Source organism: Rhodanobacter sp. Col0626, from assembly GCF_049994385.1.
Classification (GTDB): domain Bacteria; phylum Pseudomonadota; class Gammaproteobacteria; order Xanthomonadales; family Rhodanobacteraceae; genus Rhodanobacter.
In genome coordinates this window covers 290,694-316,854 of the sequence record NZ_CP188260.1, presented here as the reverse complement: position 1 = coordinate 316,854, position 26,161 = coordinate 290,694, and the positions used below count along the sequence as shown (strand labels likewise).

Annotated in this window: 18 protein-coding genes; 5 read left to right on the top strand and 13 right to left on the bottom strand. The window is 57.5% G+C overall.

Going from position 1 to position 26,161, the window contains the following annotated elements:
• Positions 1-18 precede the first annotated feature (18 nt).
• From ACPPVV_RS01240 to ACPPVV_RS01220, 5 genes are read right to left on the bottom strand one after another with little or no spacing between them, the layout of a single operon-like run.
• Positions 19-2,709 (bottom strand): DEAD/DEAH box helicase, encoded by a 2,691-nt coding sequence (locus tag ACPPVV_RS01240; protein ID WP_426701669.1) that lies wholly within the window; start codon positions 2,707-2,709, stop codon positions 19-21.
• Positions 2,706-3,779: a virulence RhuM family protein gene (locus tag ACPPVV_RS01235; RefSeq protein WP_426701668.1), complete on the bottom strand. Its 1,074-nt coding sequence runs from the start codon at positions 3,777-3,779 to the stop codon at positions 2,706-2,708. Before ACPPVV_RS01235 ends, ACPPVV_RS01240 begins: the two co-directional genes overlap by 4 nt.
• Positions 3,776-5,407 (bottom strand): site-specific DNA-methyltransferase, encoded by a 1,632-nt coding sequence (locus ACPPVV_RS01230; RefSeq protein WP_426701667.1) that lies wholly within the window; start codon positions 5,405-5,407, stop codon positions 3,776-3,778. Before ACPPVV_RS01230 ends, ACPPVV_RS01235 begins: the two co-directional genes overlap by 4 nt.
• A 43-nt stretch (positions 5,408-5,450) precedes the next feature.
• Positions 5,451-7,241 carry an AIPR family protein gene (locus tag ACPPVV_RS01225; RefSeq protein WP_426701666.1) on the bottom strand — a complete coding sequence of 597 codons (1,791 nt, stop codon included), beginning with the start codon at positions 7,239-7,241 and terminating at the stop codon, positions 5,451-5,453.
• A 3-nt stretch (positions 7,242-7,244) separates the two neighbouring features.
• Positions 7,245-10,100, bottom strand: a complete 2,856-nt coding sequence (locus ACPPVV_RS01220) for an SNF2-related protein (RefSeq protein ID WP_426701665.1) — start codon at positions 10,098-10,100, stop codon at positions 7,245-7,247.
• A gap of 355 nt (positions 10,101-10,455) precedes the next feature.
• On the opposite strand from ACPPVV_RS01220, the gene ACPPVV_RS01215 reads away from it, so the two are divergent.
• Together ACPPVV_RS01215 and ACPPVV_RS01210 are read left to right on the top strand one after the other, a co-directional pair.
• On the top strand, positions 10,456-10,941 hold the full coding sequence (locus ACPPVV_RS01215; protein ID WP_426701664.1) for a JAB domain-containing protein: 486 nt from the start codon (positions 10,456-10,458) through the stop codon (positions 10,939-10,941).
• A 329-nt stretch (positions 10,942-11,270) separates the two neighbouring features.
• Positions 11,271-12,227, top strand: coding sequence for a DUF932 domain-containing protein (locus tag ACPPVV_RS01210; protein WP_426701663.1), 957 nt, complete (start codon positions 11,271-11,273; stop codon positions 12,225-12,227).
• A 215-nt stretch (positions 12,228-12,442) separates the two neighbouring features.
• Here the strand turns inward: ACPPVV_RS01210 and ACPPVV_RS01205 are convergent, their stop codons facing one another.
• On the bottom strand, positions 12,443-12,682 hold the full coding sequence (locus ACPPVV_RS01205; protein WP_426701662.1) for an XRE family transcriptional regulator: 240 nt from the start codon (positions 12,680-12,682) through the stop codon (positions 12,443-12,445).
• Between the two features lie 337 nt (positions 12,683-13,019).
• On the opposite strand from ACPPVV_RS01205, the gene ACPPVV_RS01200 reads away from it, so the two are divergent.
• From ACPPVV_RS01200 to ACPPVV_RS01190, 3 genes are all read left to right on the top strand, one after another.
• Positions 13,020-13,508, top strand: a complete 489-nt coding sequence (locus ACPPVV_RS01200) for a hypothetical protein (RefSeq protein WP_426701661.1) — start codon at positions 13,020-13,022, stop codon at positions 13,506-13,508.
• A gap of 87 nt (positions 13,509-13,595) precedes the next feature.
• Positions 13,596-14,654 (top strand): hypothetical protein, encoded by a 1,059-nt coding sequence (locus ACPPVV_RS01195; protein WP_426701660.1) that lies wholly within the window; start codon positions 13,596-13,598, stop codon positions 14,652-14,654.
• 1,227 nt (positions 14,655-15,881) lie between these two features.
• Positions 15,882-16,613 (top strand): MobA/MobL family protein, encoded by a 732-nt coding sequence (locus tag ACPPVV_RS01190; RefSeq protein WP_426701659.1) that lies wholly within the window; start codon positions 15,882-15,884, stop codon positions 16,611-16,613.
• Positions 16,614-17,475: 862 nt separating this feature from the next.
• On the opposite strand, the gene ACPPVV_RS01185 is transcribed toward ACPPVV_RS01190, so the two are convergent.
• The 7 genes from ACPPVV_RS01185 to ACPPVV_RS01155 all read right to left on the bottom strand — a co-directional run bounded on the left by ACPPVV_RS01185 (position 17,476) and on the right by ACPPVV_RS01155 (position 25,844).
• Entirely contained in the window at positions 17,476-18,942 is a 1,467-nt protein-coding gene (locus ACPPVV_RS01185) for a DUF3987 domain-containing protein (protein ID WP_426701658.1), read from the bottom strand.
• Entirely contained in the window at positions 18,939-19,229 is a 291-nt protein-coding gene (locus ACPPVV_RS01180; protein WP_426701657.1) for a hypothetical protein, read from the bottom strand. Before ACPPVV_RS01180 ends, ACPPVV_RS01185 begins: the two co-directional genes overlap by 4 nt.
• Before the next feature lie 14 nt (positions 19,230-19,243).
• Complete coding sequence (locus tag ACPPVV_RS01175; RefSeq protein ID WP_426701656.1) at positions 19,244-19,627, bottom strand: helix-turn-helix transcriptional regulator; 384 nt, start codon at positions 19,625-19,627, stop codon at positions 19,244-19,246.
• 181 nt (positions 19,628-19,808) lie between these two features.
• Positions 19,809-20,771 (bottom strand): hypothetical protein, encoded by a 963-nt coding sequence (locus ACPPVV_RS01170; RefSeq protein WP_426701655.1) that lies wholly within the window; start codon positions 20,769-20,771, stop codon positions 19,809-19,811.
• A 594-nt stretch (positions 20,772-21,365) separates the two neighbouring features.
• Entirely contained in the window at positions 21,366-22,475 is a 1,110-nt protein-coding gene (locus tag ACPPVV_RS01165) for an OmpA family protein (RefSeq protein WP_426703137.1), read from the bottom strand.
• A gap of 259 nt (positions 22,476-22,734) precedes the next feature.
• Positions 22,735-23,241: a Csu type fimbrial protein gene (locus tag ACPPVV_RS01160; RefSeq protein ID WP_426701654.1), complete on the bottom strand. Its 507-nt coding sequence runs from the start codon at positions 23,239-23,241 to the stop codon at positions 22,735-22,737.
• Complete coding sequence (locus ACPPVV_RS01155) at positions 23,238-25,844, bottom strand: fimbria/pilus outer membrane usher protein (RefSeq protein ID WP_426701653.1); 2,607 nt, start codon at positions 25,842-25,844, stop codon at positions 23,238-23,240. Before ACPPVV_RS01155 ends, ACPPVV_RS01160 begins: the two co-directional genes overlap by 4 nt.
• Positions 25,845-26,161: the final 317 nt, after the last annotated feature.

The window sequence follows — 26,161 nt, the reverse complement described above, 5'->3', positions numbered from 1 at the left end:
GGTCGTATCACACGTAACTCAACTACGAAATCGGATAGCCAGGCCAGACAACGTGAAGTTACCCGCTATCTCGTCGTGTGGGATCAGCACGTAGCTCCATGGCTTGCCGCCATTCGCCAGGGCATACGTCGACGCGTTCGCGCACCACTCCATCGCAGACTCCTTTTTGGCCAGAACAATCGCGTCTTCCATCTCCTTGTTCTTTTTTGGCTCCAGCATGTAGATCGCATCCTTCGTCTCGGCGACGAAGTCCGGCTGGTATTCGAGATGATCCGCACCCTGGCGATAGTAGATCTGGAACTGGCCTTTCGCAGGCTTGAACCACTTCAAGGCGTCGCGATCGAGAATGACCGCAAGCTTGCGCTCCGCCTCTGAGTCGAACTTCTGCACCGAGTACAGACATCGTTCGAATCCCGTAAACAAGTACTTCGCCATGTTGCTCTTGTCAGCGGGCGAATCGCGATAGTCAGCAGGCGCTTCCTTGACGGCATGCGTATACGCGCTCGGCTTCAGCTCGGTGTAGCCCTTGCTGATCTGCACGTCGTAGCCGCCACCGTCGTCTTCCCAATAGTGCTTCTGCATCTGCGCATGAACGAACTGCGCGATTTGTTTTTGATGAGTCCGCATCACACGACGGGCCTGCTCCTCGGTCAGGTAGCTGCGCAGGTGCGATACCACTTGACCCGCAATCTCGTAGAGAAGGTCGGCATGTCCCTCGTAGGACACATCGTCAAAATCGACCAGTCCCGAAACCACGTAATCCTCAAGGCGCGCTTCATCCACTCCGCCACTTCCGAGCACCAGTGCCTCGACCCCACCAGTGCGCAGGTATTGCATCCACAGTTCGTCCGAGAGCGCCTGGAAGCGCATTCCTTCCAGCTGCAAGGTGAAGGGCTTGAACCCGGAAAGCACCTCGCCCTTCGGTACGACCAGGATGCGTGGAATGTCGATCGTCTGCTGCGTCACCAGCTCGACCGTCTTCGCTACGATGGCGGCAACGTCGGGCTTTTTCGCCAGCCCCTCCAGTTCCATTTGGCCGACCGGTTGCTGTTCCTGCACCGCCTTCACAATGGCAGCCTGCACCTCCGGTCGCTTCAGGTGCTCCAGCGTAGGCACATCGGCGGGACGATTTTCGAAAGAGCGGATCACGTTCCACGCGATCTGCGCGATCTGCTGCTCTTCCGGCTTCTGGAACGCGGGTGGCGGCTGTACGCCCATGCTGGAAACTGTGTTGTCAGTCTGCTGCGCTGGCGACAAACCGAGCTGCCCGGCCAACTGCGATTGTGAGACGACGGTTTCCTTTTTTGACTCCAGCTCGGTGTCGTCCAGCACGATCGACGCCATACGGATCGGGTTGCCCGGCTTCCTGGCCTCCTGAATGATCTCGTCGAACTTGTCGTGTGCGACGATGTTGAGGCGGTCAACCGCGGCAACACCTGTCCGCTTGCCATAAGGCAGGCGCAACCCGCGCCCAATCGATTGCTCGATCAGGATGCGCGCGTTGGCGGCACGCAGCGGCACGATTGTGTACAGGTTGGTGACGTCCCACCCTTCCTTGAGCATGTTGACGTGGATGACGACTTCGGTCGGCTCGTCGGTGTGTTCCACCTTGAGCAGGCGCTCGATCATCTCCTCTTCTTCCGCGCCGCTCTTGCTGGAGTCGACCTGGATAACCTTGTCGCGATAGCGGCCCTCGAAGAACTCTTCGGACTGGATCAGCTTCAGCAGCTGACCGGCATGCGTCGTATCGCGCGCAATGACCAGCACGAATGGCTTGACGATCGCATGGTCGGTCTCGCGCGCATAGGTCTCCAGGTCGACCTTCACGCTCTCGTGCAGGCGAACGCCGTCTTCCAGTTTCAGCCGTTCCAGGGCTTCGACAGACATGCCTGCCGGATTGAAGTCCTTGCGCGTGACGACGGCGGGCTCTTTGACGAACCCATCAGCCATCGCCATGCCTAGCGGATAGTCATAGATCACATTGCGAAAAGGGATCGCACCTTTGCTGGTTTCCACGAACGGCGTGGCCGTCAGCTCCAGACCAAGCACGGGCTTGAGCTCGTTGATCGCGCGCAGCCCCGAGCTGGCGCGGTAACGGTGCGACTCGTCCATCAGCAGCACCAGATCGGGCAGGCCCGCCAGATAAGCGAAATAGCTTTCGCCGATGTATTCCGACAGACGCTTGATGCGCGGGCTGCGACCACCGCGCACCTCAGAATTGATCTTCGAGATATTGAAGATGTTGATCTTGCATCGCAGCAACACGTCGAACAGCGACCCCGCCATCGACTCGTAGTTGTCGCCGGTGATGATCGCAGGCGCGTCCGTCGCAAACTCGGAAATGCCCTTGAACACGTACTTCGGCGTGTTCGGCGTGAAGTCCGCGATCAGCTTGTTGTAGATGGTCAGGTTGGGCGCAAGCACGAAGAAGTTGTTGATGCCGTGTGCCAGATGCAGGTAGGCGATAAACGCACCCATTAGACGAGTCTTGCCGACGCCCGTTGCCAAGGCGAAACACAGCGACGGAAATTCCCGCTCGAAGTCCGTGATCGACTGAAATTCGCTGCGAATGATCTCCAATGCTGCGGCAACATCCGCGGCCTTTCTTGGCGGCGCGACCTCAGTGATGCGATCCAGCAACTCCAGCGAGCGCCGCTGCGGTGCTCGTAAGCTCAGGCGGCCAGCAATGGCGTTGACGTGCCGGTTCATTCCTTGTCTCCCGTTTTCGTGCCCGGCTTCTTCCGCGCCGGGCTTCGCTTGCCGGCTTCGATCTGTTTGAGCTTGGTGGTCGCTGCGTCGAAATCACGCTCCACCGCCGTGACCTTGTTGACCTGCTGCTGACGATACAGATCGAACTGCACGCCGGCATGCTCCATCGCCGATTCGTGGCTGATCCGACCGGCGTGGGTGAGGATGTCGCGCTCGCTCAGGCGCAGGAAATCGTCGAGTTTCCCGATCCAGGCCTGCATGGTCATGGGACGCCGGTTCAGTGCCTGCAGCTCGGCGAATTCAAGGTAAGCATTGACGATGCGGTTGAGCGCTTCCAGTTCCTCGACCTCCAGATAGTTCTTCGCCACGGCGGCATCGGTCTTGCGCGGTCGCGCGGCGCTCCAGCTCGTCATGCCCATGTTGGGCTTCCGTGCGTCAGCGCGCGCCCTGACGACTTCCGCTGCCGTGTGACCATGCGCCGCCCAATGCATCTTGTTCTGGATCGTCTTGAAGAAACGCTGGCTGGCCTCTGCGCTTCCGTCGTAATCGACGCTGGTGGCGTAGATGTCCAGCACCTTGCGCCAGAACATCCTTTCCGAAGAACGAATATCGCGGATTCGGGACAGCAGCTCTTCAAAGTAACCATCGTCCGGCCCGCGCTTCAGGCGCTCGTCGTCCAGCGCAAAGCCCTTGACCAGGAACTCCTTCAACCGCTCGGTGGCCCACTGGCGAAATTGCGTGCCCAGCGGCGACCGCACCCGGTAGCCAACGGCCAGAATGGCCTCCAGGCTGTAATGGTCCAGGTCGCGGCGCACCACCCTATGCGCCTCCTGCCGAACCGTCCGGAAACTCCGGACAGTTCGTTCAGGGTCGCATTCACCCTCTTCGTAGATGTTCTGCAGGTGCTCGCTGACGGTCTTGTTGCTGACCTGATAAAGCTCCCCTATCTGCCGCTGGGTCAGCCAGACCGAGCCGCCTTCCAGTCGGACCTCGATCCGCGTACGCGCATCCGCCGTGCGATACAAAATCAGCTCCGAAGCCGACTTGCCCTCATCGCCATCCGTGGTCATGCCTCACCCTCTGTGAACAGCCCGGCTTGCGCAGGCGGTGGAGCATCCGGCTCGGGTGCTTTCGGCAGGTTCTCAATCTGCAGCGAATAGTCGTCGTGGCCCCACTCGCAGCGCGACAGCACCTGCTTCGGGATCTTGCGGACGGTCAGATTGGGAAAGTCACCCTTGCCACGAAACGCCGGACATAGCACCAGCAGTGATCGCTCCGGCCCGACTTCGTCGGCTAGTTGCTGCAACTGCTCGTGGCTAAGCGTCGCGGTGGTGACGTAAAGGAAGTCGTGCTCCGTGGAATAGCCCTGTTGCCAGTACACCGTGTCGCTGGGTGCATAGGTGAAGCCCTCCAGTTTGCACAGTGCCTCGGTCAGCATCGCTGCGTTGTAGTCGCGGTGGATGACCCAGTTGCCCCACTTGTCCTTTTCCAGCAAGGACGGGGCGAGATGGTAGTAGCGGAAGCCGCCGCCGCCTTTCCAGCCGACCGCGTCGGTGATGCCGCCCTGGTCTGTACCGTCGATGACTTTAAGTAGTCGCGGAACAATTTCTGTGTCGCAGTGCTCTCCGAGTTCAATCATGATCCAACGACGACCCATCTTCTGGGCTACAGCACCTGTTGTCCCCGACCCAGCAAAAGAGTCGAGAATCCAGTCGTTTTCGTCAGTAGAAATTTCCAATATCTGTGCGAGCAGCTTCTCTGGTTTCGGAGTACCAAATAGATCAGCCGCCAGCCTTTCTGGAAAAAGATTTTTGAGTTCATATTTTGCCTGCCTGTTGTGGCCCGTTTCATCTAGTTGGGACCACAGTGTCGATGGAGGCAATCCCTTCATGTCAGCCAGATATGTCCGACGGCGAATACCTTTACCGTCAGCCGTAAACCGGATTTCGCCTGTGGCAATTTTCTCAAGAAGGGTTTCTCTGGACCACCGCCAACCATTTTTTGGCGGTTTGATCACGTTCTTGTTAGGACCGATAAGATCAAACGTTAAATTAGGACGAGGCTTGGGAGAGTTCAATGGATTACCATCAAACCAGGGGCCGCGAGGATCATTGTCCGGATTCTTAAAGTGGCTGCGTTTCGCCTCAGCATTAAGCTTCTTTGTCTGCCATTCCGGACTCTTTGAATAAACCAATATATAGTTGTGATCAACAGAGAACTGCTTAGCATCGTTATTACTGTTGTCCGTAGACTTCCAGACAATTGAAGCAACAAAATTTCCGCGACCGAAGATCTCGTCACACAACACCTTCAGGTAGTGCGCCTCGTTGTCGTCAATTGTGATCCACAACGAACCATCATCCGACAGCAGCCGATGAATGATCTCCAGTCGATCACGCATCAGAGACAGCCAGATCGAGTGCTCTATCCCGTCGTCGTAGTGCGTGAACGCACTACCAGTGTTGTACGGCGGATCGATGAACACGCATTTCACCTTCCCCGCGAACTCCTGCTCCAGCGCCTTCAACGCCAGCAGATTGTCTCCCCGAATCAACCGGTTATCGAACAGGTCATTCTCGCCAACCCGATGCTTCGCGTGATAGCTCTTCGTTTTATTCTCAAGCAGGATGCGCGGCTCCAGTTTCGGCCGCGTTTCCTTTCCGATCCAGGTGAGTTCAAGTTTTTGCTTCCTGGTCACAAACGTTCTCTCTCTCTTGCATGTTTAGGCTGCCACTGTGCTTTCAAACCGGTGGCAACGCTGGCTGGGCCATTGATTGCGCATCTTCTGCGGCAAGACGTTGCAGCACTGTATCTGCAAGCGGCTGCGCATCGGTCAGATTGCGGAAGATTCCCAAGTATCCCTTGTATCCCTGAAGCGGCTCCGAGGTCGAATAGATCAGCTCGGACAGCTGATTAGTGCGCCGCGACAGCAGGGCCTGTTCCTCGACCGACAACTCGAGCTGGGGCTTCTCAATCACATCCGCCGAGCGATGCGCCACGAATGCCATGATGAAGTAGCGGCCGTGCCGGAAGAACATCCGCCTCTGATAGGAAGATTCTGCTCCCTCCGAACCGGCAAGAATCTGGTCGATGAAGCGGTAGATCTTCACCAGGCGATACATGCGCACCCCGGAGAGATCGGCAGGGAACAGTTGGCTGTACAGTACTCCGCCCTGATCCCACAAACGACCGATCTCCTTCTTGGCAGTGGTGACGAAATCAATCGCATTACTCGGGCGTGGCCGTCGCGCGACCTCCGCCGCCAAGAGTTCCGTCGCTGACCGCGCTTTGAATCTCAGGCAGGCAAGGGCAACGGCCGCGTCCTCCAATGAGAACGCGCCATCCCGCCGGGCGAAGGCCTCTGCGGATGGTCGGTAAAAGTATATGGCTCCCGCAGCAGCCAGCTCCTGACGGAGGCGCTCTTGATTAGGATCGAGTGCCGCAAAGTCCACGCCACGCACGACATTCTGGTGATTGCGGGCCTTGGTGATCCGTTGCTCCAGGTCACCAACAGCGCCACCAATCTCGATGATCGTCACCATGAGTTTGGCTTCTTGAGAAAGATGGCCATCGAGCGTTGCCGTGGCGATTGCCCCTGCAGTTTGCGCACCATTGACGATCGAGCAATTGGTCAGGGCGAAAGTGCACTGCCGTTGATCGCCCTGCGCTTGCGCGATGGACTCAGCGACGATGGTGATTCCATTGTTCAGGTAGAAGAAGTCGTTAGGCGCCTCCCTGACCGTCCTCGTTATCGCCGCATTGACCCCAACGGTTCCCAGATACAGTCGGATGTTCCTCTCAAAAAGGGCTTGGCCGTGATTCTCCACGAGGCCCGCCAACGCCGCGGCGCGGATCTGGCCGTAGACGGCTTTTCGCGGTGCGTTTACGCCTGCCCAGTTCTCCAGAACAACTTGATCGTCAACCGACGCAGCGGCTTGCTCAAGCGCCAGCCAGTTGTACACAACCCCGAGCCCAGATGTATGCCATTCGAACAGCAAGGAAAGCGGATTGAGTTCCGCGGCGTAGCCGTTGAGGTCATCCATTGCATGCGGGCCCATGGCGTCCCCAAGGAAGCTCATGTGAAGTTCGATGCGGATTCCCGGTGTTTCTAACGCCTCTTCGATCTCGTCAAGGCGATTACGTACAGCCTCATTGAATTCGTTGAATCGTCGTGCACGTAGTGCCCGCAGCCCGTTGATGGTTTTCTGCACCTCCTCTTGTGAAGGCGCCGCCCCGGTTCGTTTGAACTTCGATTGAACGCAAACCAGGCGACCGCGAGCGCGGTCAAAAAACAGTGCGTCCAACCCATGGTCATCGGAACCATCCGTTATGGCTCCCACGGCGACCGCATCATCTACCCGGCAACACCTAACGATCGTGTAAGCCGCCAACGCGCGCGAAAGGCGATCCAGGTCATGTTGATCCTCCGCCCAGCCTTGACGGTTTGTCTTTGTTATCTTCGGCACAGAAGCGAAGAATCGCGACCGAAGGCCGGCCTCAAGTTGTACAAGCATTTCCGGGCGAGTTGGCATGCGTTAGCTCAGCGTCCAGCGAAGCACAAAGACAGATTCGAGGGATTTGGTCTGTTGCAATTTTCCCTCAATCGCGGAAATCAGATCTTGTCGCCGTGCATCGACCTGATCTTGCCCATCGAACAGCGCGCGCCGCTTTTGATTGCGTAGCATCTCCAGCGACTTGATCTGCTTCAGGCCAGCAAGCTTCTCATCCAAGGTCAGCGCCATTGTCGCTGTGCGGCGCGCATCCTTGACCTGCCGATCCAGCTCCTTGATCTCACGCTCCAGCCCTAGCTTCAGATCGTCGGCCCAGCCATCCAACTTGTCGACTTCGGCTTCGAAGAATTGAGCGTTCCGATCAGAAACTACCCGCTGGATCAGCGTTTGCTGTTTCGTTGCAACGTCCACCAGGAGCGATTCATCCACCGATACGCCTTGAGGCATAACCGACCCAGGCAAGGTCAACAATCGCCGAGCCGCATCTTCATCCAGGATTTGGCCATCATCGGTGGCTGCCGCGACGATCAGGTGGTCTTCGCCCTGATCCAGGGACTCGACACTGAACAACCACACCGCAAGCTGGCCGGACTTGCCGATGAGCGGCTGCAACGCACTGATCTTGCCGGCATGTTGGCTGTAATCGAAATGGATTTCCGCCGTCGGAAGCTCACGCGACTTCGCCTGCGCTACAAGCGCCTCGGCAAGCGGATGGTTCAGCCGATACAGGTGGGCTTCGCCGTTACGACGCGGCAGCTCGTACAGGCCACTGGGAATGTCTGCCATCTTTTCCGCGAATGGCAAGCTGGTGAGGCGAAAGGCGCCGTCACCCAGGAACTCGGCATGCCCCGCAAGTTCATGGCGCGTCAGCTGCATCAGCAGACGCTCGTAGCGACCTAGTTGCTCCTCGGAGTCCTGTTTCCGTACCTTCAGTTTTTCGCGCACTTCGTCATCGAAGTGTTCGAGCAGCTTTTGTCGAGTACGAGTCATGGATTCATCGATCTCCAGACTCAGTTCGAGCTGGAGTTGGTCGAAGGCCGACTTGATTTCCTCCTGCTTGCGGCAACCTTGGTAGATCGCGGCGATGCGTTTCTCGAAGTCGACTCCCGACTCGATGGCACCCAATACCTCGTCGCTGGCACCAAAGACGCCTTCGAAAAGGTGGAATTTTTCGGACAGCAGCTCGAACACGCGCTGGTCGGCAGCGTTCTTGCGGTTGAGAAAGTTCACCACGACCACGTCGTGCTTCTGTCCGTAACGATGACAGCGACCGATACGCTGCTCGATGCGCTGCGGATTCCAGGGGAGGTCGTAGTTCACCACCATGGCACAGAACTGCAGATTGATGCCTTCGGCACCCGCCTCAGTGGCGATCATGATGCGACCTTCGTCGCGGAAGTAATCGACCAAGGCCGAACGCATGTCTGCGGTCCGCGAACCCGTGACGCGGTCGCTACCCTGGTGGCGCTGCAACCACTCCGCATAGATCGCCTTGGAGCGCTCGTCGGTGTTGGTACCGTTGAATAGCACGATGCCGTCGCTGAACGGACTGTCGGCGAGTACGCGCAACAGGTAGTCCTGGGTACGGCGTGATTCGGTGAAGATGATAGCCTTCTCGTCCGCGCCCAGCTCGTGCGCCTTCGCGAAGGCCACGGTCAGCGCTTTTAGCAGCGCGGTTCCTTTGGCGTTCGAATGAATCGACGTGGCGAGTTGGGCGAAGGCTTCCAGTTCGACGATTTCGGCGGCCATAGCTATGCGGTCATGCTCGCTCAGTGGTTCGCCGGTCGTGTCGTCGGGCCACTCCTCGGCCGTTTCGTTGAGCGCTTCGTAGTCCTTGTCGAGGTCGTCCGCCAGCGACTCCTTTGGCGACTGTGCAGCGAGCTCTGCCTTGAGACGGTTGGAGATTGACTGCAGTGCGCCAGCGATGGCGAAGGTCGACGAAGCCAGCAGCTTGCGCAGCACCAAGGTCATCAGCGAACGCTGGCTTGCCGGGAGTGCAATCAGGTTGTCGCGCTGGAGGTATTCCGAGACGAGCGTGTAGAGACGGTCCTCGCTCTCTTCCGGCGTGAACTCTTCAACCAGCGGCAGGCGTCGTGTGTACGGTATGTAAGCGACGACCTGGCGGCGTAACGTGCGATGACAGATCGGTTTGAGGCGCGCTTTCAGCACGTCGAAAGCTTGCCCCTGACTGACGTTGGCAAACTGCTCGCGAAAGCTCTTGACGTCGCCGAAGGTATGCTCGTCGATGAAGCTGACCAGTCCGTAGAGCTCCAGCAATGAGTTCTGCAGCGGCGTCGCCGTCAACAGTAGTTTGTCGCGATTGGCTAGCGCCAGCTTGAGCGTGTTCGCTATGACATTGGTCGGCTTGTAGACATTGCGCAGGCGATGCGCTTCGTCAATAACGACCAGGTCCCACGGCACCGCTTGGACATCGGATGCTTTGCTACGGGCGAACTGGTAGGAGCACAGGACAATTTCCGGCCCCTCGAAAGGGCGAAGATTTCCCTGCTTGATGGCTGCGTTGTAGGACTTCGATTCGAGGATGCGGCACGGCAGGAAGAACTTCTCGGCCATCTCCTGGAACCACTGCTTGCGTAGGTTGGCCGGGGTGATGATCAGAATGTGGCGCTTCTTCTCCGCCCACTTCTGCGAAAGCACCAGCCCCGCTTCGATCGTCTTGCCCAGGCCGACCTCGTCGGCCAGCAGGGCACCCTTCGACAACGGCGAATTGAACGCGAACAGCGCCGCATCGACCTGATGCGGGTTCAGATCGACCTGTGCGCTGGCGACAGCGCCAGCCAACTTCTCCGCGCTGCCGGGTGGAAAGCGGCGGGTAAGCTCGTGCGCGAAATATTTGGCCTGGTAGGCGGTCAATTCCATTGATTTTTCGTTCTACCCGAGCCTTTTACGATGGTTTGCGCGTTTTGGCCCTGCGATGGCCAGAGCGCCCCCGATTGAAAATTATTTTAGACCTATATCACCCCATGGAGCGTAGCAGGCCGGCGATCGACGTTAATGATTGACCAGGTGCCCGCCAAGTTTCGGTGCCAGACCCAGGACCTCGTCTTTGACGTCTCCCGTGCGGATGATCCCGCCCTGACCTGACGCCACGACCGGCTGCATCGAGCGGCCCCACTGATCTATTCGTTCCATCCCCTTCCACGTCCTCGCGACGCATAGAGCCCGGCCTCACGGCCGGGCTCTATGCGTTTATGCCGTCATCAAGGAGTTCGTCATGCAACTCGCGCAATCTTTGACTCACACCCGCTACAAGCTCACTGGCGAAACGACCGAGCAGGACGTGCTCGCCGCAGCCGAAGCTATCCTGAAGAGCCGGCTGGAACGTCAAGGGAGCATCGGCACTCCGATGGACGCCAGCGACTTTCTGCGCATGCGCTTGGGCGCGCTCCTGCACGAAGAGTTTCACGTCCTGTGGCTGGACAACCGCCACCGGATCCTCGATTGCCAGAAGCTTTTCACCGGCACGGTCGATGGGGCAAGCGTCCACCCCAGAGAAGTGGTGCGCGCGGCACTGGCCATCAACGCCAGTGCGGCGATCCTGGCGCACAACCATCCCAGTGGCGTGGCCGAGCCCAGTGCGGCCGATAGGATGCTCACCCATGAGCTTCGCGAAGCGCTCCGGCTGATCGGGGTACGTGTCCTTGACCACATCGTGGTGGGCAGTGAGTGCGTCAGCATGGCCGACAGGGGACTGATCTGATGACGATGCTCCCGCGGCGCTGCCCTTTGCTGGGTCGATCCCAAATAAACTCACCCACATATCACTCAAGTGAAGTCGGAAGTTACCGGCTTCGCGTTTGGACGCTCCGCGTCGCAGCGTTCGTAAGGGATACCTGACTCATGACAGGCAAACTCGACACGGTCTACTGCGTCCTGGTGGTCGCTACCGCGGTACTGGTCGGCATCGTCCGATGCACTCGCTGTAGCGACCTCAAAGCTCCCTGATCCACAACGTCAAAAACACAGCGCACAAGGCCCGGCATGTCCGGGCCTTGTGCGTTTATGTCACCCACTTACGAGGAAACGAACATGCATCTGATTGAAACGATGGCCTACGCCGGTGATAAGCCGTGGCACGGCCTGGGCAACAAGCTTGCCCCACAGCAGCCCATCGAGACCTGGAAGAAGGACGCGGGTATGGACTGGCAGATCGAGCAGTCCGAAGTCCGTTACATCTCCGGCAACAACGATGTCGGGGCCATCAACACCTTCCCGGAACAGAAGGTTCTATACCGATCGGACACCAAGGCCCCGTTGGCCGTGGTGTCCAAACGCTTTCACGTGGTGCAGCCTGGCGAGATCCTCGAGTTCTACCGCGACCTGACCGCCTGCAACGGCTTCGAGCTTGAAACGGCAGGCGTGCTGCGCGAGGGTCGCAAGTTCTGGGCGCTGGCGAAGACCGGCCAGAGCAGCATGCTCAAGGGGCGCGACAGGGTGGATGGCTATCTATTGCTGGCCACCGCTTGCGACGGCACGCTGGCTACCACAGCGCAGTTCACCTCGGTGCGGGTGGTCTGCAACAACACTCTGCAAATCGCGCTGGGTAGCGCCAACGGTGCGATCAAGGTGCCGCATCGCAGCCAGTTCGATGCAGAGGCGGTCAAGCGCCAGCTGGGGATCACCGTGTCGTCTTGGGATGGCTTTGTGGTCCGCATGAAGGCGTTGGTCGATCGCCCAGTCGATCCCGACTCGGTGGAGGGCCTGCTGCGTCGGGTGCTTACCTACGCGGCACCGGACAGCAAGCCACCGGTGGTCAACGAACAAGCGATGGCAACGGTCCGATCACTGTACGAGGGCGGTGGCCGCGGTGCACTGATGGCGTCCAGTCGTGGCACCGCGTGGGGCCTGCTCAACAGCATTACCGAATTCGTCGACCGCCACCGACGGGCACGCAGCGATGATCACCGCCGTGATGCAGCGTGGTTCGGCCAAGGGGCGCTGATCAAACAGCGTGCCTGGGACGAGATGATCAAGCTCGTGGCGTGATCACTCCACACCATGGTGCGGCCCTCTAGCTACTGGACCTTCCCCTAGAAGGGTTCCGACAGAAGGCACCACCCTTGCGCTTGACGGAAGTGCGCTCGCTTCAGCGCAAGGAAATGTTGCAAGTTCGCCGAGCCATCACCGAGATGCTTTGGCTTGCTTGATCGAGCAGGAGAGGCCGACACCCTCTCCTGCCACAAGGCTAACCTGCTCCTTGACTACTTTTCTTTCTTGGCGACCATCTGTCGGATTTGGCTGAGCAGCTTTGACCGTTCACCTTTTGAGAGTTGTGCGAAGGCCAAGAGCATCTCGGCCTGATCGTCTTCTTCGGCGAAAAGGTAGGCCAAGGGAATATCCAGCGCGCAAGCTAGCGTGGCCGCCGTATCCATATCCGCCCGATTCACTCTCTGCTCGTAGCGGTTGATGCGAACGCTGCCATTGGCTTTGTCGTCAGACACGAGGCCTCCCAATGCGCGCTGCGAAAGGCCCCGCATGATGCGGGCAGCCTTCAGACGCTTGGCAAAAATGGTGGCGACGGGCGTAGACAGACGTGGGCATCGGCAACTGAATCTCCTTCAGGATTGCCTATATACGTCGCGCGCAATAGTCTATACTGGAACAGTATATATAGACATGTAGGGCGCCTTACCCAGACGGCTCCTCCGCATGGCCACAGGGGGCCATCGAACCACCGATGCGAGGCACTGCATCTAACCCATCGTTTGTAGCCTATCCGCGCCCGAGCGCTTGGACGGGCGGTGCGTTCTCTATTTTCACCCAAAGGACTACCTAAACATGAACGCTCTGAATCAACCCTTCCAACTCACCACAACCCAGAAGTGGCACAACATCTGGTACGGCGTGGCCGCGACGCTGGCGGTCTTTGTGCTGGCCATGATCGTCGGCAACATGGATCTCGATGAGGGCACCGTGGGGACGGTGTTCCTGATCGCTTTTGGCTTGCTGACGGGCGTCACCCTCCGCCTGGGCACCAAGCGTGGCTGGACGTACTACGCCGAGCAATACCAGCCGGGCACACGCTATGTCTTCACCAAGGATCTCAAGCTCGGTGTGCTGTGGCGTGTCCTGGGGGTCTGGTTCGGCGGACGTTTCGTGTCAGCCATCCTCCTCGATCAGGCCGATAGTGACTTGAGCATGGCCTTGCTATTGCTCGTAAGCATCGTGCTGGTGGTCGTGGTTGCCCTGTACGTCGGACTTCGCTTCGGCTGGCGGTCGGCTGGCAAGACGTTGACCAGTACGGTCCCCGCCGCAGCCTCTCTTTAAGAGGTAATCCATCCCCACCTCTCCACACCAAGAGCGTGCGCTCGTCGGGCGCACGCTCTTTTTGCATTCAACGCAGGAGCGATCACCATGAAAACCCCGCACAGAATCCCGCTGGCTACCCTGATGGCCACGACCTTGTTTGCCCTCACAGGGTGCAGCAAGCCGGTCCTGGACTTCCGGAATGCCGAGATGCCCGATGGCCTGATCTATGCCACGGGCGCCAATGAACCATTCACCGGTACCGTCACACACGTCCCTGACAGCTTTTTGCTGAGCGACGCCAAGGGCTACGCTAAGTTCGTGCAAGAGGCCGGCGGCGATGGCGACGCCGTCGCCCGGATGTGGCGCTTCGCGCAGGGAATCGGCTCACCGACGTTCCTGTGCGACGTGTCTGCACGCAAGGGATATGTCGACGGAAAGGCGATCTGTTACGTGCCAAGAACCGATACCAAGCTTATCGAAGCCCACTTCTCGGAGGGGCGTCTTTCCGGGGGACTCGTTTACTACAACCCGGAAAGTCGCGCTCAGAAGCTCATCGAAGGAAGCTTTGACGCAGGTCAGCCGGCTGGCACCGAGAAGATATACAGCCCATCCACTGGCAAGCTGGTCGAGAGTGTGGCCTGGTCCGATGGCACGTACGATGGCGACTATGCTCGCTATACCGACGATGGGACGCAGCTGACTGACCGATGGCGCTACCGAAAGGGCCAGTACGACGGCGTGGCGGAAACTTTCGATGCCGACACGGGAAAGCGCATTGCTCTCGTCGACAAGTGGGTAGAAGGCAAGATCAACGGAGAACGCAAGACGTGGGACAAGAACGGCGTCTTGCTCACCGACGAAATCTACGTCGACGGCAAAAAGGTGGCGAACAAGGATGTCACGGATGCATCGCAGGCCGACGGCGAATCGCTCGAAGGGCGTCTGAATCAGGCGCTTTCCGGGCCAGTATCCACTAACACCCCACCCGCGCCTGCGGCAATCTCACCTGCTGCTCCCGCCACGCTGGATGCCTGCGTGCAGAGATGGACTGCGGCCAACCACGAGGCTGCCGCGAAGGCTGGTGTCGATGACGCCGCTACTGCGGATCAGGTCGACGAATGGGAAACATGGTGCAAACAAGGCAAAGAGGTTCCCGCCGGCTGACTGCGGATTACGGTGACCCGACTGCATGCGGCGGCTCGATGTACGCCGTCTACACTCGGAGGTGAAGGTGTCCTGGCTTTCGTGTAAACGCGCCACACGCTGAACATCCACATTCAAGCCATCACCCTGAAACAGCAAGGCTGGGACATCTACAACTGCGCCAGTTGGTACGATCCATCGGATGCAAACGTCATAGAGCCCAGCCCTTCGGCCGGGCTTTTTCTTTGGGAGATACAAAAATGAAGAAGCACACAGCATTGCGGCTGGTGGACACGCACACGCTTGATCGAAGCCAGTGGCTGGAGGTGCGGCAGGGCGGTATCCGTAGCCAAAGGAGATCATCGCGATGTTCGGAATTATTGGCGGTGTAGTCGTGTATAGCTTTGCCTTGTGCGGGCTCGTGAGAGCCTTGCAAGAGAGAAACGCAAGGGCTGATGCATAAATGGCTTTGGTCTGCACGGAAGGGAGTGAAAGCTCCTGCCCGTAGTGAGGAGCCCATTTTTTTGTGTTGCCGAGGCCAGCACCTGTTACTCGGCGCCCCTTGGTGTCGTCGACTACTTGGGACTGTCGGGGCAATGACGACCTCCCCTACCACCGATAACCCTCCCTAATCGCGGAGAGGTGATGGCGATCGAAGGTGTCGCGCTTGGTCTCTAATCATTCAAGGTGCTTAACACCCCATTGGCTTAGCCGAGTCAGCAATAGAAAGGGAAGAACGCTACGGCGTTCTTCCCTTTCTTGTTGGCTCCGTTTTTTTTGGGTACTTCGCCAGATCACCAGATAGAACCTCCTGTCGGCTCAATCGAACGCAGCTTAAGATCTACACGAAGCCTGTAAGGTTCTTCTCGTTCTTCCCGTCTCCCTCAGAAGCGCTCATCAGTGTACCGAGACCTTACAGCTTGTGCCGAAGGCCTCAATCAAGGGCCATACGAAAGCCGCAAGCAACGGCTGTTGAGGGCGAATTGATATGACCAACAAGTAGCCTTCAGACACATTAAGTTTTTACTCACCCATACATACATATATGAGGGGATTGCAAATTGATACAGCACATCACCAACTGCGTTGGTGTAACAAGAGAAGAACAGGTATAGAGGGGAGCGTGGTACGCGCACTTACCGTTTCTCTCGGCGACATCCAAAAATACGGTGAAACTCACTTCATGAGCAGGCCAGCGAACTACACCGCCGGCCTTTTTTATTGCCTACAGATTAAAGGGTGTCCACGATGGCCAGTTTTCATCATCGGATCAAAAGCGGCAGGAAAGGTTCAGCGCAAGCGCATGTGGCGTACATCGCACGCGAGGGCAAGCACGCGACAAGAGAGGACTTGATGGCGACCGGTGTCGGAAACATGCCCGACTGGGCGGAAGAACACCCTAATCTGTTCTGGCATCTGGCAGATCTGCATGAGAGGAGCAATGCTGCCGCCTTCAGAGAACATGTGGTTGCGTTGCCAAACGAACTCACAGCACCACAGCAGGTCGAGTTAGTACATAGCCTGCTCCCGGCACTGGTAGGTCCAAAACCTCATCGCTGGGCCATACACGTGCCGCAGTCATCCTTGGGCAACGTGGTCAACGCGCATGCGCATATCGTGTACTCCGATCGCGTAGCTGACGGTATATACCGACCTCCGGAGCAGATATTCAGACGCTACAATCGTGTACGACCGGAGAAAGGCGGGCTCCGCAAGGAAAGTGGTGGCATGACTCCATTGGAGGTCAGAGCCAAGATGAAGGCCATGCGCAAGCAATGCGCCGACATCCAGAATCGCCTCTTGGCCAAATATGGCCACTGGGCACGTGTGGACGCGGGTTCGCTAAAGGAACAGGGCATCAACCGGATGCCTGAACGTCATCTGGGACAAGCGCGCGTCCGAAAGATGTCTGCAAAGGACAAGAAAGCCTATGTGGAGGCTCGACGAGCGGGTCAACAAAGTATCGACGTTGATTTTTGAAACATGCGCACAGGGTTGAGCAAACCGGTCGGCGACTTTCGTGCCAATTGCTCCCTGTCCCGTTGAGGTCGGCAACGGCAGCTGTCGATGTATGGTCCACATGCATACGCTGCAGCCACTTTCTGGTGGCTGTAGTGATCTTGAACCTTCACGCTTTTCTCGGACGCTTTCATTCATGGGCAAAATGGGTAACGACTACGGCAATAAATGTGTCGATAGGCGAGCGTGTAGTGCGAGTGTCGCTGTTGCATCAATGCGAGAGGAAGTGCACGCCGATCAAAATCAAATCAGACATGCGAAGAGCGTCTGCGCACAGCGGGTGCAGCGACGACCAATGGTCAGACATGCGTCACAAGGGTTTGGGCTCGGGTCTGATACAGTGAACTCATGAACAATCAGAGCGGTGCTCTGTGATGGCTACAAGGCAATGGACGCGACAGCTCAGATCTCGTCGGATTAGCTCGATCATCAACCGCTGCTGGGTCGACCCAGCATATCGTTAACGGAAGCCTCGCTAGTACGGTATCGACCGTAATTCGGGCTTGCCGAGGTCTTGTGACTCACAGCGCCAAGAGCCTCCCAATTTCCCGATGCAACCCCATCATCGTTACCCCGTTTGCCGACGGCAAGATGTCCAGTCCGTACAAAAGGGGGCTTGGGCGCACGCGAATATGCGAATGTTCGCAAAATTCGCATGGGTTCCCGGAGACGCAATTTTTCGACTTCAGTGGTTGTGTGTCTTGCACGGTGACATCAAACACAATGGCCCCTAGAAGTACTGGTTCGTTCGTTGAGGTGTGCGATTCCCAGAACATGACTCCGACCAGTCCATGTGGACTGGTCGTGTCGGTAGCGCGCCCTACTAAGCGAGGCTCGGGCGGTATTTTACATAGACCTTCCGACCGCGATGCTCAAGCTCGAGCTTTCCCTGAGTCTGCAGGTACTGCAGCGCGGGAAGAAGGCGGTCGACACGGCGCAGATCTTTGCTGGGACCATGCCTTTCAAGCTGTGTCATGGGCACGCTGGTCCAGCGTCGGCTCCAGTAGCTCTTCTGCAGGTGTTTCGAGAGATCCTCCGCGTCCAAGACCAGATCAGGAACCGTTGCTGCCAAGGAGAAGCGGCTGACGTATTCAAGGAGGTGATGCCGAATGATGGTAATCGCACGCTCCAACGTGTCCCGCGTAATCGTGCTGCACTTGTCGAAGTAGCTGAAACCCGCCGCCATGCGAGCAGCGTGCTCTGCCGCCTTTGCTGCAAAGGCTTTGACATCACTGAGGTCTCCGCCGGCCTCCATGCGGCTGTTCATCTCGTTCGCGAACGTGATCAAACATTCGCGTGCATCACTGTCCAGCTCCACGACGTCACGCTCTGTGACACCTGCTTCAGCGCGGCGGCTGATCTCACCGATCAACCCCTGCAGGATCGACTTGAACTCATCGATAGGCGCGGTGGAATGGGACATGGGATCGACCAAGTACACCTTATTCTCAACCGGAGGCGGGCAGACGATCAAGAAACGGGCCCATGCACCAACGTCCAGAGCGAAGTCACCATGACGACGACAGAAATCGCTAAACACGCCAGGCTGGGGCATGAGCAATGCACTTACACGGGCATCGAAGGCAATGAGAGTTCCCGTACTCTTGCGCTGGACCGCAATGCTGCTTCCGTCCCAACCCAAGTTCAGTTGGCCGAAGTATTGGTGGAGGTAGGTAAAGGGAATAGCGCCCTCATCACTAGCAAGTGAACACGATTGATGAGCGCCCGAGATGCGTTCAATGAAGGCAGCTCCCGTCGTGTCAGCGACCAGCAGGTTCCGGCGGCGAGGCATCGCAGGTTCGTGTTGCACGAGTTCGTCCAGCTCCCGCTGAAGGTGCGCGCACGACTCTGCTTTCATACGACACTTGGCGAGCATCTTGATGATGTCGGAGCGCTGCTGCTTCCAATCGCGAAGCCGGGCCGAGTGCTCCTTCACTGCCTTTACGTACGTGGCCTCAGCAGCTTTGTCATGAGCTACAAAAGGTGCGATGAAGGTGTCGAAGCAGATGCTCTTACCCACACCCGACTCACCGATCACCAGATGGAACTGAGATGTCGGCCGCAAGCGTCCGTCGGGCATCTTGAAGTCCGCCAAGGTCTGAACAGCAAAGCCTACGGCAGCGTTCGCTGTCCCAGCACAGATCGCCGGGGAGATCTGGTGTCGATCAGAGAGGCACTCCACCGCCTTGCGGATCGCGTATGGCAGTGCAGTGACAGGATAAGGTGACGCGGTGGGCGTGAGATCTTCCCGATGTTTGCGGCTCCAAACCCCGCTATTGAAGCCGGTCACAGGTCACCCCCATTAGCCAGGCCAGCTTCGTCGTTACCCGCCTCACGGCGCTTGCGTTCGTTTTCAAGCAGTTTCTTGAACGTAGCCGACGCGATGGCGACGCCATCTTCGGCGAGCGCGGCACGGAGGGCCTTCATCGACACCCCGCGCTCGATCGCGTTTACGATATCGTCGTAATGTTCGGCAATTTTCGCCTGGTTCGCGGTACGCGCTTTCGGTTGGAGCGATGCCAGCTTGAGGGAAAGCTTGCTGACGGAGATGTTGTTCTGGATGGTGTCGTTTGACATGGTATTTTCCAAAATTAGTGACGGGTTGCGGTGGACGAAGCGGCCTTAGCCTCCAACCACGCGGCGACGTCGTGCTCCCACCAGCGAGGGGACTTCCCGATGTAGAAGGGGACGGGCCACGTTTCGTCGTACGCCGCGTACTTGGGGTTCATTCGCGCGTAGATCTGGCTACGGCCTTCGCCAGTGAGTTCCTGAACGTCAGGCAAGCGAATAGCCTTCTTGCTTGCCTTGCGGCGAGCAAGTTCGTTGAGGAGTTCAACCAACTTCCGATGGACGTCGCCCAGCGTGACACCGCTGTGCGGGCTGCTTTGCGTTTCGATGTGTGCACGATCCGATTCGTGCGGAGACAGGCGGGGATGCTGGCGGGTTGCCAGCGGAGACGCGATGGACTGTTTCATTGCTTAACTTTCCGTGACGTTGCGAATCGCAACGTCACGAATAGTAGGCATCGGATTCAGCCCCAACAAAAGGTCTGCACGCAGACAGTTTGACAGAACTATCGGATTGCACTAGGCAACCCTGGCACAGCGACGTGCCGCAGATCCGGCGGTCCACACGCGCTATTGGTTTGCGAAAAACTTATCTCTTGCTTTCTTCGTGCGCTTCTTCCGAAGCATCTCTGGAAATTTCTGCAGTAAGGACATCGCCGTTGTTCATATAGCTGACGGTTCGCATGTAGTGCGTGCACTCGTCAGGCAGCCTTTCGCTCGGTATCCCTTCGTCAGTTGGCCTGAAAGTGCTGGGCTGCGTTTTCTCGCTATCGAAGTAGGAAAAGGCATCAGACATTTCCGGGTAAGGCCCGTCGGGACGTGCCCAACTCTTTAAGGTTCCTCGAAGTCGCTCCACTGCATCGTCCGCTTCAGCGTGTTCCGCCGCTTCGGGCGTCAGTCCTTCAATCTCGTCAAGTGTCTGCGTGGCCGTCTTCGAACCGGCAATTAAGTCATACACTTTTTCTATAGCATCCGGGATGCTCTTGGCGGATCCCGCTCTTTTGACCTGGTCGAGGGCAGCTAAAACAAAAGCTCGCTTGCTCATGCTGGCTTCTGAATGTCGAGCCTTCGCTGCCTTCGCTACAGCCTGTGTCAACGAGGGGTTGGTGTTCATACCAAGTTGGTAATAGGCCATGGTCACGACATGCCACGCCCGATCGGTGCCACCTTCCTCGCACAGCCTCCTGGCTTCTTGGAAGTAGACGGCAGAAATAAGCATCCATTTATAGGGATAGGGTCGTCTGCGATCCCATTTCTCCGGGACGATGATTCCCATCGTGATTTGATATCGGAGCCATTCGACGTGTGAATACATGAGGGTGTCACGACGAGACGCCAGTAGTTCCGCAGCGTAGGCCCAAAGGTGGCTTACATCCCGCTCTGGGATGTTCAACATCTGCTCGTGCCACAGGTTGATGCCGTTTTCGATCATCAATAGAGCATCAATGGCTCGCTCGCCTTGGTACTCGTAAAAAAAATGGGTCCTCGGAGCGTTGCTGTATGCGAGGCCAACCTCCTTCAGAAGTTTCTGCGTGATCTTCTTGCTCTTCATGTACGCTCTTTCTTAAACACGGCACGCAGTTGTACACCGACTTCGCTTGACGATCGAGTCATGCAGGGTCGGATGTCTGGCCTTGTTGTGCTTTGTATGTGCTCATACGCTCCAGTGCATGAAGCGGAATCAACAATCCGTCGCCTGCGATACGGATCTGATCGCCCGGATGGGTGGAACTTCCACCCCCATGTGGCACAACTGGCGAATTACGCTAGAGTGACTGTCGGGCTGCGGAACCTCTCTGGACTGCCCCTGAAATTAAGACACTTTCCTGCCTCACGCTGAAGCCTGTTCAAAGGCTTCGGGATTGACGCCGCCCAGATGGCTATGTCGGCGGGCGCTACTGGGCTCCACGCCTATGCCCGGGGAGATGTGAGTAACATTGTGTGTGATGGTTGGTCGCGATGAATTTTTGATCCGGTAAATCAATGACTTACATAACCCGTGCGATTGAGTTGGCACGCTTGATTTAGCTTTGCAACCCTAATTGGGCACGTGACGATCTCTCCGGCATGTCCCTCAAGCAACCGAGACGCACAATCGGTGCTGAATCAGAAGCGTAGACGTATAAGCACTGCAACCAACTAGACGCTACTTAACCTGCAACTCTGTGCGGCGGTTCTGCGCGCTTCCCGCGTCGGTAGTATTGTCACCGACCGGGTCGTTCTCGCCATGCCCGATTGGACCGCTGATGCGACGCGAATCGATACCATGTTTGGTCAGGTACTCGTACACGATTTTTGCGCGGCGTTCAGACAAGTCTTGGTTATAACCGTTGGTACCCTTGGCATCGGTGTAACCAGCAACCGTTACGTGGATCTGCGGATAACGTTGAAGAGTATCGATCGCTTGGTTCAAGACAGCGAGGGAATCGTCTTTCGGTTCGGCCAATGACTCGGAGATGCTGGTCTCGCCCTTTCTTGGGTGATCGAACTTGAAGTTGACACCACGCAGGTCGATTACAACTTTTTGTTGTAGACAACCATCCGGGCCAACGATCGCATCGCGAGTTGTCTCCGGACACCTGTCATCGCAATTACTTACATCGTCGATATCGTCGTCCAGCACCGCGCAGTCCACAGTTTCTGCCAGATGCACCGGAACCGCAGTCGGCGCACCAAACCATGACACCGCGCTGAGGCCAAGGAACCAGTCGCCATAACCGCTCTCATTCACACGCGTCTTGCTGTCCCAGTCGTAGCGGTAACCGGCTTCGACGCGAATGTCCAGACTGTCCGTCGTCATGACGGACACCCCGCCGCCTAACTCGCCCGCTGGTGACCAGCCACTTTCACCATGACCGTGGTTGCTGCTGGCCATTACTCCTGCGAGAAGGTAGGGGCGCCATGTATTCCTCTCGCCAATGTAAAAGCGTGCTGTGCCTCCTAGATTGTCATTGGTCCATGACCCACCGGCATCGACATCACGTTTAGTGCGATCTAGGAACAAGTCGACCGATACATTCGGCGAAAGGAAACGGCCCACAGCGAGACCGTAGTAAATCTGGCGTTTGCTCGTATTGCGGTCGACGTCGTTGTAGTAGCCTCCAACAGTAGGGGCGATATACCAGCGACCACCGGAGGCTGGAGGAACTGCTCCCTTGCTTGCGGGGTCGTTCCAGGCAAAGGTGCCATCTGCACGGACATCACTTGCACCTACAAGAACCATTGCCATTAAAAAATATAAAGACCTGCGCTTCATCAATTGCTTTTCCTCATTATGCTTTCGAGACGGCTTGCCTAGATATGCGTCTAAACCTGCAAGGGGTGGCCCATTCAAAAAATTCTTCTCTCTGAGAAAGCCCACCATCCAAAAGCCCAACTACCATCGGATTTCTGTTGACGTGCCGAATAGAGATTCGCTCTTGTGGACCTTCCCGGATGGGAGCGGTGAGTGATCCGAATGAGGAACGACTCTTGCAAAAGAGCGAACCTGTCGATACGCCGGTTAGTACGCGCATTCAAAATGTCAATGTCACGGTGATCGAGTCGGTATAGGTACCCACATAGGGGCTTTGGCCCGCAGGCGCCTTGGCGTAAACCGGATATGTCTGGCCGGCGTCATTTCCTCCGACGACTTGTGTGATGCCATCGATGCCATCACCCCAAATGATGGTCCGCGCGGCGTCGCTATATAAGTTGTAGCTGAGCTGATGCGCGCCACTCATCATCCGCCGCGCGTCGAACAACCCGTAACCCTGGCTCAATGTGATGGTGTAGGAGGCAACTGCGTCGCATTGCACCTGGATGTTACCGACACCCTCGAGATCTGTCGGGCTGAGGAAGTCGTAATTTCCGAAAGCCACGCCTGTTGCCGCTAGCGAGCACCCTGCCGCAGCCAGTGGCGTGGTGATGATTCCCATGATGAGCGCCATGAGCCACGCAAGCGTACGTTGACGGGCACGGTTGTGATTCACCACCGATGCTCGGGATACCTCCAGACCGAGCTTCCTTCCGCGACGCATCATGGCCGTACTCCTGCGCAGGTCAAAGGCCCAAGATGGGGCAGTGGATCGCTTGTTTCGGAGAAGTCGAAAGCCAGATCACAGCTTTGTCCCTGCCACGTGACACGCACCGTATTCGAATCCATCAGACCGGTGAGATAGACCTCACCACGCATTCCGACGGGGAAGGATTCGGTATGACCTGCCATGGAAACTTCCGCGCCAGCAGGCAGGACGCTGCCATCTTCAAGGATGATGGTGAGAACCGCACCGCGCGATCGGGTCACCGGAAATTTCAGCATCAGCGCGCCGTGCTGGTAAGGCACGGCATCCATCGCCAGACTGCCGATCGCGGCATCCATTGGCAGATCAGACTGTTCGATGCGGATAGGGTTTTTCTGATAAGGCCGTAGTTGCGGTACCAGAGCGTAACCTTTCGAATCGGTAGTGCCGATTTGATGGTTATCGGCATACACGCGTACGTTGGCATAACCCGGCACCTGCACGACCGCGAAGCTATCCTTGATATTCCGGCTGAAGAAGACCTTGTCACCCAGCAGCGCGATGCCACCACGCACGCTACCTTGATAGCCTTCCCGACCTTGGCTCTCGGCCACATCGAAAGAATAGGCACCAACATCATTCTGCAATGCGATACCCGCTTGACGAGGGTCGGATGCGGACATACCTGCCTGTACGTGGTAGCCCATGCCAGTGCCTACCGGAAGATTCTGCTGCACGCTCAGCTCAGCGTGACTGGTGCCGTCATGGAATTGCGTATTGATGCTGGCGGTACTTCGCTCGTCAAACGGCACAGTGATCGACAGGCTAAACAGGGTCTCGGGCGCATCGCCAAGAATGTGTTGCGCAGAAAGTGCGAGATAACCCAGTTGCCATATCTGCCGGCTGTAACTGGCGCCAATCAGCTCCAAATCCTCACGGTCGCGGAAGTCCTGGTGGGCATAGTTGACTCCAAACGAACCGAGCCCATGCGTACCCAGGCTGACGAAGGCCGTGCTGGTTTGTCGTGGCGGGAGATTTCGCGGGTCGTAGCCGAGCTGAATAAACCGTGGGCTGGTCAATTGGGTCTGCAACCCATAGCTCACACGTCCCGTCTGGCGCTGGAACCCCAGTGATACAAGACCGCCGGATCCGGCGGCCCGATGACTGGTGGCAACCGATGCCGTCAACACGCCCGCCGTCGACAACAAATAAGTGCCACCCACACCAACGGTCTGCTGATCTCGCAATACCTCGGCATGCAGTTCGCCAGTGAACGTGTCCGATAGACCCCTGCGCTCGGTAGCCACGGCAACAAACGGGCCGTAGTCGTTGCTGTCGAGTGCGTAGTTTTCACGTTCGAAACCGGCTTCGTAGGAAAAGTCACGCAGACCTTTGGCCAACAAGCCGCTGCTTGCGTAAAATGGTTCAAGCACGGTCTGTTCGCGGCCTAGGAGATCACGCACCACGAGCCGGATCTCTCCCTGCCCAGTGATCACCGGGAGATCTTGAATACTGAATGGGCCGCTGGGCACATCGCGCTTTAGCCGGAGCATGTTGTTGACGTAGAGATCCACGGTCGAAGGCGTCGCCGCGATGCCACCGAGCGTAGGCATGGGAAGGATGACGAAACTCGGCTGGGTGGCAAAATTGGTAGCCCACTGCACGCCACCAAAACGCACCGAGCGTCCCCAACCGCTGCTCCCGCTGATATCGTCACCGAAGCGAAAGCTCGCCATGGTCGATGGGTGATCGTAGGACCAAGTGGTATCCAGGCGAATCGCATGGTTCTGTCCATCGATGCGACGAGCAAGCAGGGTATTGGTGGCATTGCCCCAGCGACCGAAGGCACCAGACTCCAAGAAAGCACTGCCGTTCATGGACTGTCCGCGGGACCGATTGACATAGACGTCGTAATCGAGGAACGCTCCAGGCGGAGACGGTGTGGGCTCGCTCAGGCCTCGTGAAGTACCGTTGAATGTAGTGATATCGAACAGATTCGCCGAGACATCAAGCCATAGCGATTGGCTGGACTTCTCGATGTGATAGGACAACCCAGTGATGGCATCGAGCGGGTAGTAGCTCACCGCGCCATGATGGATAGCTTTCAAACCATCCCGCCGAATCCGCCATTGCGCCAGATCATGGCCACTGATCAACACATGGTCCGCGACATCCTGCAGCACAAGCGCGGTCCCTACCGACTCATGATTGATGTGGACCTCAAACCAAGCTTCCTGCGGCACAGAGTTGGCGACGATGCCAGCTGCGGAGAGGTCTATTTTCGATGTTTGCACTGGCATCGGAAGGACAGTGTCCGGGACTGCCTTGCTTCGCATCCCGGATATCGCGAATTTCGATCCGGACGCATCCGTCATCGACAGAGCAATAGCTACCGTCGGCGCGGCGGGATAGAAATCCACCACCAGACGGCTTCCATGGCCATCACCTGGTTTGAGGTTGAAAATTCGTGATGTGATGGGGCGGCGCAAACTCAACTCCACAAGAGTCGTGCCGCTATCCTGCCCCTGATGCATCAGCACGCCACTCACAAACGGGTTGTTTCTGCCGACCTTTTCCCTTGTGAGCTGTGCGAGCGCCATGCTGAGTGACACGTCCATGTCCATGAACAGGACACCTGGCGAACTTCGCTTGGCCACACGAGCATGAATGGGCGTATCTGATTCGAAGACCAGCCGAACATGCTCTGGCGCCATGCTGACGCGGACGGCGTGCACCACGCTGGAAGCGCATGCCGGGGTTGGAAACATCGTCAGGAGCGACCAGGTAACACAAACGGCCCACGCGGCGGCGCAATTTCTCTTGGCAAGCGAAAATTGATACAAACCCGACTGACCCAGGCTCTTCCCAGCAGATGTCGTCGCCGGTGTTTGCACCCTGGGCCGACAGGCACTGTCACCTTCAGGGTGAAGTCGCATCGCCC

What these genes read in the sequence shown, in the direction of transcription:
- ACPPVV_RS01225 (WP_426701666.1), bottom strand. Translation starts at nt 7,241, where the DNA reads ATGCCAACTCGCCCGGAAATGCTTGTACAACTTGAGGCCGGCCTTCGG.
- ACPPVV_RS01200 (WP_426701661.1), top strand. Translation starts at nt 13,020, where the DNA reads ATGAACGCTCTGAATCAACCCTTCCAACTCACCACAACCCAGAAGTGG.
- ACPPVV_RS01215 (WP_426701664.1), top strand. Translation starts at nt 10,456, where the DNA reads ATGCAACTCGCGCAATCTTTGACTCACACCCGCTACAAGCTCACTGGC.
- ACPPVV_RS01160 (WP_426701654.1), bottom strand. Translation starts at nt 23,241, where the DNA reads ATGATGCGTCGCGGAAGGAAGCTCGGTCTGGAGGTATCCCGAGCATCG.
- ACPPVV_RS01195 (WP_426701660.1), top strand. Translation starts at nt 13,596, where the DNA reads ATGAAAACCCCGCACAGAATCCCGCTGGCTACCCTGATGGCCACGACC.
- ACPPVV_RS01210 (WP_426701663.1), top strand. Translation starts at nt 11,271, where the DNA reads ATGCATCTGATTGAAACGATGGCCTACGCCGGTGATAAGCCGTGGCAC.
- ACPPVV_RS01190 (WP_426701659.1), top strand. Translation starts at nt 15,882, where the DNA reads ATGGCCAGTTTTCATCATCGGATCAAAAGCGGCAGGAAAGGTTCAGCG.
- ACPPVV_RS01235 (WP_426701668.1), bottom strand. Translation starts at nt 3,779, where the DNA reads ATGACCACGGATGGCGATGAGGGCAAGTCGGCTTCGGAGCTGATTTTG.
- ACPPVV_RS01220 (WP_426701665.1), bottom strand. Translation starts at nt 10,100, where the DNA reads ATGGAATTGACCGCCTACCAGGCCAAATATTTCGCGCACGAGCTTACC.
- ACPPVV_RS01155 (WP_426701653.1), bottom strand. Translation starts at nt 25,844, where the DNA reads ATGGACATGGACGTGTCACTCAGCATGGCGCTCGCACAGCTCACAAGG.
- ACPPVV_RS01175 (WP_426701656.1), bottom strand. Translation starts at nt 19,627, where the DNA reads ATGAAACAGTCCATCGCGTCTCCGCTGGCAACCCGCCAGCATCCCCGC.
- ACPPVV_RS01240 (WP_426701669.1), bottom strand. Translation starts at nt 2,709, where the DNA reads ATGAACCGGCACGTCAACGCCATTGCTGGCCGCCTGAGCTTACGAGCA.
- ACPPVV_RS01165 (WP_426703137.1), bottom strand. Translation starts at nt 22,475, where the DNA reads ATGAAGCGCAGGTCTTTATATTTTTTAATGGCAATGGTTCTTGTAGGT.
- ACPPVV_RS01170 (WP_426701655.1), bottom strand. Translation starts at nt 20,771, where the DNA reads ATGAAGAGCAAGAAGATCACGCAGAAACTTCTGAAGGAGGTTGGCCTC.
- ACPPVV_RS01180 (WP_426701657.1), bottom strand. Translation starts at nt 19,229, where the DNA reads ATGTCAAACGACACCATCCAGAACAACATCTCCGTCAGCAAGCTTTCC.